The 14,055-nt window shown below is 38.3% G+C and carries 15 protein-coding genes; 2 read left to right on the top strand and 13 right to left on the bottom strand.

Annotated features, from left to right (window positions below; genetic code table 11):
* Positions 1 to 2: 2 nt before the first annotated feature.
* A complete protein-coding gene (locus IE056_RS01450) occupies positions 3 to 2,423 on the bottom strand; it encodes a TraG family conjugative transposon ATPase (RefSeq protein WP_189602841.1) in 2,421 nt (806 codons plus the stop codon).
* Between the two features lie 110 nt (positions 2,424 to 2,533).
* Here IE056_RS01450 and IE056_RS18655 point away from each other — a divergent pair, with 110 nt between their 5' ends.
* The gene (locus IE056_RS18655; protein ID WP_189602842.1) at positions 2,534 to 2,677 is read left to right on the top strand and encodes a hypothetical protein; all 144 of its coding nucleotides are present in this window, start codon (positions 2,534 to 2,536) and stop codon (positions 2,675 to 2,677) included.
* Positions 2,678 to 2,693: 16 nt separating this feature from the next.
* Here the strand turns inward: IE056_RS18655 and IE056_RS01460 are convergent, their stop codons facing one another.
* Complete coding sequence (locus IE056_RS01460; RefSeq protein WP_168137820.1) at positions 2,694 to 2,981, bottom strand: hypothetical protein; 288 nt, start codon at positions 2,979 to 2,981, stop codon at positions 2,694 to 2,696.
* Positions 2,982 to 3,205: 224 nt separating this feature from the next.
* Between IE056_RS01460 and IE056_RS01465 the strand changes: the two genes are divergently transcribed.
* Positions 3,206 to 3,829 carry an N-acetylmuramoyl-L-alanine amidase family protein gene (locus tag IE056_RS01465; RefSeq protein ID WP_229793610.1) on the top strand — a complete coding sequence of 208 codons (624 nt, stop codon included), beginning with the start codon at positions 3,206 to 3,208 and terminating at the stop codon, positions 3,827 to 3,829.
* Positions 3,830 to 3,924: 95 nt separating this feature from the next.
* On the opposite strand, the gene IE056_RS01470 is transcribed toward IE056_RS01465, so the two are convergent.
* The 11 genes from IE056_RS01470 to IE056_RS01520 form a co-directional block, all read right to left on the bottom strand.
* A complete protein-coding gene (locus tag IE056_RS01470) occupies positions 3,925 to 4,587 on the bottom strand; it encodes an ATPase (RefSeq protein WP_189602844.1) in 663 nt (220 codons plus the stop codon).
* Positions 4,571 to 5,356, bottom strand: coding sequence for a hypothetical protein (locus IE056_RS01475; protein ID WP_189602845.1), 786 nt, complete (start codon positions 5,354 to 5,356; stop codon positions 4,571 to 4,573). The genes IE056_RS01470 and IE056_RS01475 overlap by 17 nt, the downstream gene beginning before the upstream one ends.
* A 5-nt stretch (positions 5,357 to 5,361) precedes the next feature.
* Positions 5,362 to 5,643, bottom strand: a complete 282-nt coding sequence (locus IE056_RS01480; protein ID WP_189602846.1) for a helix-turn-helix domain-containing protein — start codon at positions 5,641 to 5,643, stop codon at positions 5,362 to 5,364.
* 316 nt (positions 5,644 to 5,959) lie between these two features.
* Positions 5,960 to 6,796, bottom strand: a complete 837-nt coding sequence (locus IE056_RS01485; protein ID WP_189602847.1) for an RteC domain-containing protein — start codon at positions 6,794 to 6,796, stop codon at positions 5,960 to 5,962.
* A gap of 243 nt (positions 6,797 to 7,039) precedes the next feature.
* The gene (locus tag IE056_RS18355) at positions 7,040 to 7,420 is read right to left on the bottom strand and encodes a response regulator transcription factor (RefSeq protein ID WP_229793611.1); all 381 of its coding nucleotides are present in this window, start codon (positions 7,418 to 7,420) and stop codon (positions 7,040 to 7,042) included.
* Positions 7,421 to 7,956: 536 nt separating this feature from the next.
* Positions 7,957 to 8,199 carry an asparaginase domain-containing protein gene (locus IE056_RS18360; protein WP_229793612.1) on the bottom strand — a complete coding sequence of 81 codons (243 nt, stop codon included), beginning with the start codon at positions 8,197 to 8,199 and terminating at the stop codon, positions 7,957 to 7,959.
* 498 nt (positions 8,200 to 8,697) lie between these two features.
* On the bottom strand, positions 8,698 to 9,186 hold the full coding sequence (locus tag IE056_RS01500; RefSeq protein WP_189602848.1) for an asparaginase domain-containing protein: 489 nt from the start codon (positions 9,184 to 9,186) through the stop codon (positions 8,698 to 8,700).
* A 411-nt stretch (positions 9,187 to 9,597) separates the two neighbouring features.
* A complete protein-coding gene (locus tag IE056_RS01505; RefSeq protein WP_189602849.1) occupies positions 9,598 to 10,230 on the bottom strand; it encodes a cation diffusion facilitator family transporter in 633 nt (210 codons plus the stop codon).
* 10 nt (positions 10,231 to 10,240) lie between these two features.
* On the bottom strand, positions 10,241 to 12,244 hold the full coding sequence (locus IE056_RS01510) for a heavy metal translocating P-type ATPase (RefSeq protein ID WP_189602850.1): 2,004 nt from the start codon (positions 12,242 to 12,244) through the stop codon (positions 10,241 to 10,243).
* Positions 12,245 to 12,408: 164 nt separating this feature from the next.
* Positions 12,409 to 12,825 (bottom strand): Fur family transcriptional regulator, encoded by a 417-nt coding sequence (locus IE056_RS01515; RefSeq protein WP_189602851.1) that lies wholly within the window; start codon positions 12,823 to 12,825, stop codon positions 12,409 to 12,411.
* A gap of 3 nt (positions 12,826 to 12,828) precedes the next feature.
* Complete coding sequence (locus IE056_RS01520; protein ID WP_189602852.1) at positions 12,829 to 14,031, bottom strand: efflux RND transporter periplasmic adaptor subunit; 1,203 nt, start codon at positions 14,029 to 14,031, stop codon at positions 12,829 to 12,831.
* Positions 14,032 to 14,055 lie beyond the last annotated feature (24 nt).

Genomic DNA, 14,055 nt, shown 5'->3' on the forward strand with positions numbered 1-14,055 from the left:
TTTTAAATTTTTATAGTCAGCCGACTTTCTGTTGTATATAGCATAATGGCCTTTTCCATATCCTGATGTTCCCGGTAGAGCCTCATTATTTCTTCATTTTCGAATCCATCGGTTAAATAAGCTGCATAAACTTCTTTGGGCACTTCAAGACGGAAGACATTGCTTTCCTTTCCAATCTTGATAAACATTTCAGTGTATTTGCGCCCTCCGGAAAGATTGTTCCTGATGGATTTTAACTGGTTAAGATCGTGACTGGAAAGATTTAACCGCCTGGCCAGCTCGCTATACCCTTTTTCATTGTGCAGGCTGTAAATGACCTGGGTGTTCTCCAGGATACTTGCCGAGGTGGAATTGTTCGGCAGCTGGTTAATAGATTGTAAGATGATGCCGATTGCCCCGTTCTGTTTACGAATCGCCTGATAATAAAATTCCACGCTTTCCAGTACATTCTCGAATTTCAACTGCTTCGCGAATTCATCAAAAAGGATGATGCCTTTCTCCGCAGGGTTTTTCCAAATGGTCCGTTGGATAGCAGATTTGATCAGCTTAAGCATTACTGAAAGGACTTCCTTATTGTCTTTTACTTCATCAAGTTCAAAAACAATCAATCGCTTGTCCTCAATTTTGTAGGTTTGATCCTCGCTAATTTCAAAAAGAAAGCTGTACAGGCCATCCCCAACATATTCGGACATCACGTGTAGGAAGTTCACTATGTTGAAGTAATCGGGATGGATCTTTAGTTTCTGCAGGAGATCTTTTTGATTTGTTTCTATGAACCGATAAAAACTATCCAAGGAATGTTTTTCTGGAACATTCGAATAGTAGTGGAGCAATATTTTTTTGATCGAAACCGACTGTGCTTTGGTGACTTTTAAATCGGAGCCGAAGAGTTCAAACAGGAACATTGACAAATCCTCGAGGCGTTCAGGCGTTATATCCTCTGAATTACTGATGTAAAACGGATTGATACCCAAATTTTTTCCGCTTTCATATCTCAGAACTGTATATTTCTCAGGATATAATTTTGCGAATTTTGTATAGGATCCACCCAGATCAATGATTACAAGGCGCACTCCGCTCTCAAAGTACTGCCGCAGAATATTATTGGCCAGAAAGGATTTTCCTTCCCCTGTAGGGGCAAAAATGGCAAAGTTTCGGGCTTTAATCCGTTTCTTTCCCTCGTCCCATACATCCTTTAGTACCGGAATGTTGTGCTCCCGATCATTGAAGATGATTCCTGTAGGATCAGATTTGTAATTCGTATTATTGATCAGCAGGCACAGCGCATGTTTTAAATCCGTAACATATACATCTGAATTGGAAAAATTAGAAGAAAAACAACAGTAGCTATTCAGCACATAATTTTTACGTTCTTCGCCGCGGGGGTAGTAGGGCGTAATATCCAGTTCCTTAAATTCAGTTTTTATTTTTGAAGCTATCTGTGTTAGTTCTCCGGCTTCCTTAGCCCAATAGATGACATTCAAGTGGCCTCGAATAATTCTTGAAGTGTCATCGGCGTTTATCTGGTCAAGGATGTGCTGAATTTTACCCAGCACCACCTTATTCTGGGATCCAAAATTTGAACTTTTATGGAGTTCTTCAATTTTGTTATCAAGGAGCTTCCGCCATTTTTGTTTGTCATCCAGGTAGAGAATCTGATTCACCATATGATTTTCATTAAGGGTCAAGCCGAGGCCGTCAATAAAACCCTGGTGGAATGTGAAATCATCAGAAGTAAACCTTTCATTGACCTTACTGCTCTGAACAGTATCGCCAAAACAAAGCTCGCTGTTGATAGCCAGGGCATCAAAATATTGGTCGCCAACCTGAACATTAGATTTATTCAGCAGCATATCGGTATCAAAACCTTCATGAAAACCATTAAAGAAGCTATTGGTCAAAGCCTGAATTTCCACTTCACCAAGGGGTAGAAAAGACATCTTTCGACTATTATTGATAAAGGAAACGGAATCGCTGACAGAGCTGATAAAACTTTTGAGATTATCATCCAGTTCCTGGCACATCCCTTTAGAGACCTTTCGATATGGATTGACATACTTCGGGTTATTTAATGCTTTGTTTTTGGTGAGGATAAAAAACAGGTAGCAGCGATGTTCCATAAATTCCCTGCCTTTGAAATGATCGTGAGTGGCCTTTTCCAAAAAGGTGGTATTCGGCAACAAATCGGCAGCATATGATTTCTTTAAATAAATGTCCTGTTTGTGTACCACACTTCCAGTGGGCAAAGATTTTAGGGCCTGGAACCAAACCCCATGGATATCTTCTAAATCCTTTTCAGATACTGAGTAGATTTCAGGTAACTTCCCCTCATAACAAAGAACTACGTTCCCGTTATTGGCAAAAATGATATTGTCCTGAATATCGATTATGGGCGTAAAATCTGATAGATTAATCTTGTTCATAATTTAAATTTGAATTTCTTCTGTTGCTGATGATTTCTGGAAATCTTACCGACACCTGAAAGAGCTGTGATGTTCTGGTTATTCTGATTAGTACTAAATAAAGGATACAATTGAAGATCAAAGCACCAATGATGATCCAGAAGCTGAAAGAGAAAATGATGACCAATAATGAAGCTATTACGCAAATCATCATTAAAGCAAAGGAGGAGATGGGAAGCCCAAAAATGACAGCCCCTTTCCTAATGTTTCTATAGACTTCAAACTGTTTCATTAGACCACGATTGAAATTAAATAGGTGAAGATTCCCACTACTGCTCCTGCAATTAGGACAAAAACGAGCACCCGGGTAATTCCTTTTTTCAGGTCTGCGTTTTCTCCAAAGAAGTGGCCTGCGTTAAACAGGAAACCAACAAGAAAAATCACTCCAAGGAGGATGGGGAAGATGGTCCGGATAGTATCGGCAATATCATTAACCGAATTTTCAATTCCCCCGATTTGTGCAAAAAGCGGGAAAGAAATCAGGGACAAAAAAAGTGTTGGATAGATTGATTTTTTCATAACGAACAGCATTAATTTTTGTGTTGTTTTTGTTATGGAAAAAATACATATATTTAGTTATAAACAACTGAAAATCAGCTAAATAAATAAAAAATAATATTTGATTTTGAATAGGTTAGTTTGATATTATTTGATGTTAAATTAGATTAAAAACAGAAGTAGTACTGGCCAGAACCTGAAAATTTTAAATGCTCATGAGGCTGAAAAACGTCATTTTTCTGATTTTGCTCCTGAAAATGTGTTTCATTTTTGGGCAGGGAAAAGAACATCAAAAAAGAATTATTGTAGATGTTGGTCATGGAGGAAAAGATTCTGGTGCAATCGGAGTAAATGGAATCCAGGAAAAAGATGTTGTCCTGGCCATAGGAAAAGAAATGATCAGGCTCAATAAATCAATATTTGGAGATGAGTACGACATTTACCTTACAAGATATGATGATAGTTTTTTCACCCTTTCAGAAAGGATCAACTTAGCAAAATCATTAAGGGGAGATATATTTATTTCCTTGCATTGCAATTCATTTTATAGCGTTGCCAGGGGAATGGAAATTTTTACATTTTATTCTGAATCCAAAAAATTTGACTATAACACCAGAACTTCAATCTCTCTTGGGGATGAAATTTTAAGAGAGTCTACTCTTAATATAAACATAGAAAACAGGGGGATGAAATTTGCCAATTTTCAGGTACTCAGGGAAATGATAAAGTTTTGTCCTGCTATTCTAATTGAAGTGGGATTTTTAAATAATCCGGTTGAGGCTGCTTATTTTTCTGAACCATCAGGAATTAGGACGATGGCTTTGGCTATTTTATCAGGCATAAGTAATTATCTAAAAAAAGAATTATGAAAGCAGCATTTTCAGAAGTTATCAAGAGTATCGGCGAAATTATAAGACAGCTTATATCTGAAGTTGTTCTGCTTACCAATATCTTTAGGCGCTAATTATTTTCTTTTATCTATAGCACCTTCTTCAAAAGCAACGAGGTTGAACAATTCCCGCATTCGGCTACGAACCCGGGTTCCGTAGCGATCCTCGAGCTCTTCAGCGTTCAGGTTTGTTGTGGCATGGGTTTTAACCTTTTGATTTGTCTGAAGAAAAAGTTCATGACGCGATAACAGCACTTCACCCATAACATTACAATCTTTTCCGTAGAACCTGCCTGGAGGTTCTACCCCTAAATCATCAAAGCAATAGAATTTAGTATTTCCGTAATCTTCAATCGTTTTATAGCCAAGATGATTAAAGCTGAAGGTGACATTACGGCATGGAATCATCTCGTAAGGCTTTTGCAAAGGAACCAGGTGGCGGAGAAGTTTCATTAGGGTGGTTTTTCCACATCCTACGGGACCTGACAGTAAAATGCCTTTCTCAACATCAATTCCAGACTTCTGGCAGCTCTTTTTGTCTTTGATAAAATAAGAACTCAACTTTAGTATAATATCCCGGTCTTCCGCGTAAATCTTGAATTTTTCTCCAAAAAGTAATTTTCCTTTGGCGTTAAGGTAAATAAGGATTTTAGGGAAATCATAAAAAACAATTTTCCCATCAAACTTGCCCAGCGAATATTCTACACCGCCTTCGATTATTTTAGAGGGGTTGACCATAGTCTTTGATTTTAGTGGTTTTTAGGTTGTCCTGAATTTGGGACGCTCCTTTTTTAGTTTGGCTATTTTTTGAGCCGTACAATTCAGCACGATCCATCCAGTTTATGGCTAAAGCCCGCCAATCCCTCACCTCATTTTCATCGCTGGTTTTCCAATCTCTTTCCTGGTAGTGTTCAAAGAATTTTTTTCCTTCATCGGCAGAATGACCTTTTTCTTTAAAAAAAAATAAAACAGCCTGCCTGTCCTTTGGCTGTTTATTAATGTTTACTTGTTTAGTATTGTTTATATTAGATACCAATGCTTGTCCACTCATGGGACGGTGTGGGTACACAGCTTGTCCATTGGTGGGATGGTGTGGGTTCACTGCTTGTCCACCATTAGGACAGTGCCGGTACACTACTGGTTCATTTATGGGATGGTACTGTTCCGCAAGCTGTTCCAATATGGGATCGTCATCTCCCGTGAACGATTCATCAGATGTCTTGATAATGAACATCTTGATTTTACTGCCTTTGTACGGATTGCTGGACGGAAAATATGAGAGATAATCCCACTTATCCAGTTCAACAATACACCGATGGTAGGTGGATTTTGAACCGATCTTGGCCACGCGCATCAGTTCCCTGCGGTTAACGAAAAACTCAGTTGCAAACCGGCTGCTGTTCCATTCCTGAAATAAAGCCATATACAAGCTAATATGGGTCGGGTTCAAACGGTCATCAAAAAAGAACTTTTCAAAAGCCGCATTCAGTTGCTTGATATAGTTCATAATGGTTATTCAAATTTGTGATTTACCCGATTGGTGGTCATCAGGTTTTGGATTTCCTCGGCATCATAGTAAATAATTCCTCCAACTTTGGTGTAGGGGAGTGTGCCGTTAATTCTTAGATTTTGAAGAGTTCCCGGACTTACCTGGAGCAAATCCATTACATCAGAAGATTTTAAATATTTCTTTAAAGTTCCTGATGATTGTTTGGTGATTAAACTTTTAATTTCCTCTAGTAGTTCTAGTTTGAACTCCCGAAGATCGTCGGTGGTAATAATACTTGTTGGCATAATAGAACTGTTTTTAAAGAAAGGGACTATCAAGCTGTTATATCTTTTTAGTTAATAGCCCCTATCAAGGTTTGACTTTCGTTCTACAAAATTGAGAGGGATTACTGGATTTTGTTCCCCAGTACGGCCGTAGTACGGTCAAAATTTAACATCTTGAAATGTGTTGGACTTTGGCTGTTTTTATTTTTCAGATTTTAAACTTAAATCTTCAAATACCATTAAATTAAATGAAGGTTTGAATAAAAAAATAATTTCGGTAGGTCAACCGTAGTACGGTATTTTTTAACAATTTTGAAAGATCGAAAAATGGAAATTTTTATTCTTCGCTCTTATCCATTTCGGAAAGTAGTGAGGTCGCTAATTGATCAAGGAATAACGTCCTGCTATTTTTTCTGCCCTTGATGTCCTGGTTGGTTTTGTAGATGTGCCTTGGTGTATAATCAAAAATTTCCTGAAGCTTTTGTGAAACCTTCATAATGCTGAGGCCATTCTGGTTCCGAAGTCCATTATACCATAGGGCATAAACCAATTCCACCCAATCTGAATTAGTAAATGGCCAATGTATTTTTTCGGTAGCACGCTGCTTTACCTCTTTCCCATTGCGATTATTTTCAAGATTGGAAATTCGTTCATCCAGATAAATAACCAGATTATTGTAGGCTTTGAATTTCCCTAAGAGCATATCCCTGGGCGTAGAAAAATCCGGATCCTGAAAATAAAATTTTGAAGTTGTTATATGAAAGCTATCCAGATAATCCCGGGTGTAATATTCTTTGTCGAAATGGGTTGCCCCGGAATTGACATACTGCCCGAAATCCATATTGTACAGAAAGAAACGGTTTAGCTTACCAATTTTCTTTTTTATGAATTTAAGCTGGGAGTTTTTATCCGCTTTTGGAAACTGAATTTCAAAGGAATGGACTTCGGAGAAATAAATTAGATGAACAAGGGGAATCTGTTTTGTAGTTTTAAAGAATTCAGTTTCGGCTTCAATTGAGTCAAAACCTTTAGCTATGACTTCTCTTTTGAGTGTAATGAGTAGGTTACGACAGAATTCAATAGAGCGATAGGATTGCTCAAGGATATTCCTGCTTTGAAGTTTGATTTCCTCCAGTTCTTCCAATAGCTTGTATGAGAGCACCTCTGAATCCATCTGTAACAATTTTACTGTAAAGCATCATGCACTTCTTTATATAAATGGTTAGATAGCCAATGCGAGTCTGTCGACTGCGAATGATCAAAAAGGAAATTGGGAGGTACTCTAATGACAGCTAAAGAACCTCCTTGAAGATAATCACAAATACCTTTACGGTCAATAATTGATGCCGTATTTTATTACGGAAAAGTCCGTATTTTCCTACGGAATAAGAGCTAAAAGCCCAAAATAGTACCAAAGCTATTCATTCTTTGGCTTAAAGCGGGATATAAATTGACCTCTATTCTTGACCGCAGTTTTTTTAAAAATATTTGAGGCATGTTTAGAAACAGTGCTTTCTGCTATGAAAAAATCTCTGGCAATTTCTTTATAGGATAATCCTCGTAAAATGGATAATGCAATTTCAACTTCCCTTCTTGTCAGATCTCCATAAATTATTTTGTTTTTCAGGGCTTCATTTCCTTCTACTTTTTGAAAAGCAAAGACTTCGAAGGCTTCAGGCTTAATCTTCAGAAAACGAAGGTATCTATTTACTTCAATAACTGATATTGCATAGAAAGCCAGGTTCATTACAGTGAAGGTTAACCATTGATAATCACCTATAACTGTTAGAATGGGCAAAAGGGCTATGCAAGAGATACTTATGATGGCTAATCTATTCTTTTTAGAAACAAATGAATTTGGACTATCGATGTTTTAAATCCTTCTGTAAAATAAGCCGAGAAAAATAAACGCTATAATTGAAACCGGGATCGTGAAATAAATCCTTGCTGCATTTAAAGAGTTTGTAAGAAAATACGGGATTAAAAATAGAAGAATGAAACAACCACCAACGAGTATAGCAATATTGCGGATGGTATAACCATACTTTAAAAATTGAATATCATAATCTTTATATAAATAATAAATCATATAAAGGCACAGAGCTATTGCTACGCCATAAGTAATGATATATTGAACAATTACTGGATCAGGAAAACTTTCTGTTGGCAGGAATCCACCGGTTAAGTTGTAAGCAATATACAGCAACCCGAGAGTTATATACCTTCTTAGGCTCAGGCGTTTTAGCTTTGCATTTTGAATGACAGCAATAAGTACAATAATCGTGTCAATCAATAGGTAAAAAAAGGTCGTCCAATGGATTGAAGTGCCAAACATCATTGTTTCTCATCTTTGCGTTCGAACTTATTTGTCTTCAAATTAGTCGCGTTGCTCCAATGAAAAATCCTGTTGTTCATAGCCACATAAACGTCTGGCTTTAAAAATTGTAAGGCATCTATTACATAGCCTAAATTGAATGGAGCATCTGTATTTCGAGAGGATCCCAGAATAAAGGAACCGGTGAGAACTATCATTTTATTTATTTTACGGTCTGCTTTATGTTCTGCAGTTTCTTTCATAGTGAAAGTACCGTGGAATATAAAAATTTTTGAAGCTTTTGAGGTTTGGATTTTTTCTACCAAATACTTCGGTCTTCAAATGTGATAGATCTGCTGTCTTTATTTTAAAAGTGTCTTCGATGATATAGGTAAAAAGACGCATTTACTGATTCTAGGGCACTCTTTAATAAAAGCTGTTGCTTCTTTTTTTTAATTCGTTATCCAGGCCTTCTATCTTTTCCACCTGATTATCTAATCTTGAAATTAAGCATTATCAAGTCAGTTACCTTCTATTATTATGGAAAATATCTTAACTATTATTTAGTAGTAGTTATTCGGAGTAATGAATTGACAAGATAAGCCTTGGATTTTCACTAAAAGCTAAACCTTTACTATAGCAGACTGAAAGCAATATATCTGGATTTCAGCTTTGGATTTTGAATGACAGCAAGTAATTCAATAATGGTGTCAATCAATAAATAAAAAATGGTCGTCCCCAATGGATTGAAGTGCCAAACATCATTGTGTTTCATCTTTAGACTCAAACTTATTTGTCTTTAAATTTTTAGCAACATTGCTCCAATGAAAAATTCTGCCGTTCATAGCCACATAGACATCTGGTTTTAAAAACTGTAAGGCACATATTGCATAGCCTAAATTGAATGGAGCATCTGTATTTCGAGAGGACCCCAGGATAAAGGAACCGGTGAGAACTATCGTTTTATTTATTTTTCGATCTGCTATATGTTTTGCAGTTTCTTCCATAGTGAAAGTGCCGTGAGATATCAAAATTTTTGAAGATTCTGAGGTTTGGACTTTTTCTGCCAAATACTCCCGGTCATCAAATGTAATAAATCTGCTATCTTTCTGGAAAACTTCTTCTATGGAAAAAGAAAAAGAAACATTCGCCGCTTCCAGAAAATTACTTAGTGAAGTTTTCCCGGCGCTTTGTTTTTGGTCACAATCCAGCCCTTCGATGGTGCCACCTGTTGTAAGTATATGTATCAAAATTGTAAGATTTGAGATTATACGTACTAAAGATAAGATACTTGCTCTTTAGTAAATACTGAATATGGAATTTTTTGACTAGGAGAACGATAATTGCCTGTAGCAAACAACTAAAAGCTAAGATAGATTGTTGCTACTGTTCCTTATTCTCAGTAACACTTGAGATGGAAGGGCCAATATGGGCAGTTGCAATATCCGCTCTATAACCAGTGCCAGAGAAATCAAAGAATCCTCAGAAAAGGCGGTCAAGGCAATGCAAGCGAGCATATCTCTAGTAAACAAGAAGTCAATAGGAACAATTGATTCAAAGGTTTTAATACTAACAGCAAGTAATATTAAGACCCATAACCGACAACTCATAACTTCATTTTAAAAAATATCAAGCCTCTAAATAAACTAATAACAACCTATTCATGTGTCCGAACTAATATTTCTTCCATTTTTAAACGCCCCCCAACCTTCTTTTAAGGCATATGGTACAATAAGAAGAGCCGCCACAGGGTCAGCCCACCACCAACCTAAATATCGAACAGCTAATAAACCACCTAATACTGCCACTGTTTGGTAAAGGCATATGAAGGTGTCTTTTGAATCGGCAAGCAATTCTTTGCTGTCCAATTTTTTACCGTACTTTCGTTTGTAGTATATTAAAATAGGATTAACCACTAAAGAGACCAACAAAATAATTATTCCAAGGGTGCTCCAGTTGGGGGTATTTTCATTTATCAACTTGGTGATTGAATCGTAAGTAATATAACCACTTACAAGGAGAAAAGATCCTGCGATTACAAACAAAGTGATTTTTTCCCTTTTCCTGACTTTATTGTCCTCAATTCCCTCTATTTCACCATTTAGACGCCACCATAAAGTACTGGCAGAAACAACTTCAATTACACTATCCAGACCCCAACCAATAAGGGCTGCACTTCCAGAGGTAAATCCTGCAATTAAAGAAACTACGACTTCTATAATATCATAAATAATATTATAAACCTGAATTTTCCTGGCTATTTTTAAATCCTTTTTCCGGTGCTGATTTTTCATTTCGCTGGTTTTAGAATTTTATCCTTTGTAGTCTCACAGCATTCAAAATGGCTAAGAATGCCACTCCCACGTCAGCAAAAACTGCTTCCCATAAAGATGCTACCCCAAATGCGCCAAAAATTAGCACCAGTGCCTTTACTCCAAAGGCAAGGCCAATATTCTGCCATACAATCTGTCGCGTTTTTTTGCCGATCTTAATGGCCGTGCCGATTTTGCCCGGCTGATCTGTTTGTATCACCACATCTGCGGTCTCTATTGCTGCGTCAGAGCCTAAGGCTCCCATGGCCATTCCTACATCGGCTAAGGTGATCACCGGGGCATCATTTATACCGTCTCCTACGAATGCCACCTTTTTCCCCTGTTTCTTTAGTTCCTCGACCTTAGCCACCTTGTCCTGAGGCAGTAGTCCACCGTATGCTTTGTCGATCTTTAACTGTCGCGCTACTTTTTGAACAATAGAATCTTTATCGCCAGAGAGCATTACAATATTATCAATACCATACTCCCGAAGTTGCTTTATGGCTAACGCCGCATCTTCTTTAATTTGATCGGCAATAGTTATGTAACCTTCATATTTACCATCCATTGCTACCACAACAATCGTTTCCACTATTTCCTCTATCTCCGGGGCATAGGAGATGTTGAACTTTCGCAACAATTTCGCGTTCCCGACCAAAAGTTCTTTCCCGTCTACCGTTCCTTTTAATCCGTGTCCGGCAATTTCTTCTACGTTCTGCACTTTCAGCTGTTTGAAAGCGTTCCCGGAGTGTTCTACAACTGCCGAAGCAATAGGATGGGTGGACTTGCTCTCCAATGCCGCTGTCAGAGCCAAAAACCGGTCCTTTTCCAGACTTTGGACTTTTACCTCCTGTACTTTAAACACTCCTTCAGTGAGTGTTCCGGTTTTGTCCATTACCACGGTATCTACCTTTGTAATGAGGTCGAGAAAATTGGAGCCTTTAAAAAGAAGACCGTTGCGGGAAGCGGCGCCTATACCTCCAAAATATCCCAGGGGAATGGAGATTACCAGGGCACAGGGACAGGAGATCACCAAAAATACCAGGGCCCGGTATAGCCAATCCTCAAAAATATAAGCGTCGACAAAGAAATAGGGCAGCAACGCCAGACCTATGGCGAAGAAAACCACGATCGGAGTATAAATTTTTGCAAAGCGGGTGATGAATTTTTGGGTTTTTGCTTTCCTCCCACCTGCTTCTTCAACGAGTTTGAGAATTTTTGATAAAGCACTGTCTTCATAACCGGAAGTTACTTTTAGCTCAACCAGCTTATCTAGGTTTATCATCCCTGCAAGCACTGTCTCTCCTTTTTTCTTGGTATCAGGTTTTGATTCTCCTGTAAGGGCGGCAGTATTAAAGGAGGAGCTTTCACTAAGCATTTCTCCGTCAAGCGCTACTTTCTCCCCGGGTTTGATCTGGATGATTTCCCCAATGTTCACATTCTTCGGATTAACAATTGAAACTTGTCCATTCTTGATCAATGTAACCTCCTCGGGACGATTATCAATAAGAGCTTTTATTGAGCGACGGGATCGTGCAACCGCTGCTTCCTGAAAATGTTCTCCAATCACGTAAAACAACATTACGGCAACTCCTTCTGCATATTCTCCAATATAAAATGCCCCGAGAGTGGCAATGGTCATAAGAAAAAATTCATTGAAGATATTTCCTTTTGCGATGTTGGTCACAGCATGTTGTACAACTTTCCCGCCAACGAGAACATAAGCAACACCAAAAACAATTAAGCGCAGATATCCTTGAAACCATTCCACATCAAAAAAGTCCAGCCCAATACCAAACAGTAAAAGTATCAAGCTTACTATAGTCGGAATAAAGGAAGATCTTTCTTCCTCATTTTTACCTGCTCCATTATGCTGAGGTGGACAACAGCTATCTTCACCTTTTTCAGGTTTTGGTCCGGGTTCTTCAGCCGTTCTGGGAGAAGTAATTGTTGGATCTTGTAATTCTGCGTCTTTATAGTCCTTGTCTTTCGCCATAACTTCTTATTAAAGGTCTTTCAATAGAAAAAGCCAATCCATTAAAACTGGCATTTTCCTATCTAATAATTAATTACAGGAACGAAATTAATCTATATAGTCCTGCAACGGAAGTGCATTTTTTCCTGATGGATGTGCTTTAGAATCGCAAAGTTTAAAAATGCTTATTCCTTATTGCATTTGTCACAGGTTCCTTTGACTACCAAACTGGCGTCAGTTGCTGTAAAACCCGGCGGAAGGTTAATATGCGGAATCTTAGTTTCAGTTAAACATTGGGTTTCTTTACAAATTTCACAGTGAAAGTGAAGATGAAGATCGCTGTCGAGCTCACAATTACAGCCCGCCTCACAAAGTGCATACTTAGATACTCCACTTCCATCTTCTATGACGTGAACAATTCCGCTATTTTCAAAAGTTTTAATGGTACGGTAAATAGTTGTTCTTTCACTTTTTTCAAAAGCTATCTCTATATCAGCTAATGTTACAGCCACTTGTTTCTGTGCCAAAAACTTGAATATAAGCATTCGCATAGCAGTGGGTCTCACATGCTTCTCTTCTAAAAATTTTTCTATAGCTTTCATAGTTTAATCGTCATGACCTGTTTCCCCTTTCTTCATTTCTGCAATAAGGTAATAACCATTGTTCCACGCCACCTTTGCATCTTCAGGTAAAGGCTGCAGTAACTTAATTTCTACCCAGCCTTCATTTTCTTCTCCTGTGATCACTTCCACCGGTTTAAACGACCATTCGGTTTCCCCGTTCTCCTCGTGCTTTTCAGCGGTGAAGATGTAGAATTTTCCTTCTTCCTCAATAATGGCCTCCTCCGGCAAAGCCGTCACCTCCGTACCGGTGCCTGTAATAATCCTGCCGTTGATATACATACCGGGAACAAGGTTTTCTGTTTCCTCCTGTATCTCTGCATGGACGTGAATAGCTTTGGGATTTTGCTCGAACTTTTTACCGACGGAATATATCTCAGCAGTATAAGATCTTCCTGGTATGGATTCCATTTGAAGTAAAACTTTTTGCCCTTCTTTAATCTTGTATACATCTTTTGCAAATACCATTAAATCGGCATGTACATGTTCGGTATTAATCACTTCGAATAGCTCGGTTTGAGGATCAACATATTGTCCTATCTTCACACTAACATCTTCAATGTTCCCCTGGATTGGACTTACCACAGGTATATTCTCATTAATATTTCCTTCTCGTATCGACGTAACATTTAGGTTTAACCGTCTTAGCTGTGACTCCAACCCCTTGACCTCTGCCTGTACCACCTGATAATCGGCCTGTGCCTGTTGAAATAATTTACCCGAACCAACTTCCTGTTCGTACAGCCTTTGCTGGCGATTAAATTCTTGTTCCAGGTTCTGCATACGACTGTAAGTTGTCATATAATCAGTCTGTAAACTTGTGAGGTTAGGGTGGGAAAGATACGCCAGGGTTTGGCCTTTTCTAACTTCATCGCCCTCAATAACTTCAATAGAAGTAACGTTGGCACCTAAAATTGCAGTTACTGTCGCCTCATATTGTGGCGGTACTTCCAGTTGCCCGGTCGCTTCCACTATCTCGGAAAGCGGACGGGTGGGCAGAGTGTCCACTTTTATGCCCAGACTATTAAACTTGAGTTCGGAGAGATGCACTTCTCCCATACCGCCTTCTTCTAGAGCCTGCTCTTCCTGAGCTGCAGTTTCCCCTTCTTCGCCTCCTCCATTATTACAAGCAACAAAAAAGCTTGTTGCAATAAATAGGGTGAACAATTTTATAAAATGTTTTTTCATTTTTTTATTCTTTAGCTATTAGTA

The organism is Salinimicrobium marinum, from assembly GCF_014651535.1.
In the GTDB taxonomy this organism is placed as follows: domain Bacteria; phylum Bacteroidota; class Bacteroidia; order Flavobacteriales; family Flavobacteriaceae; genus Salinimicrobium; species Salinimicrobium marinum.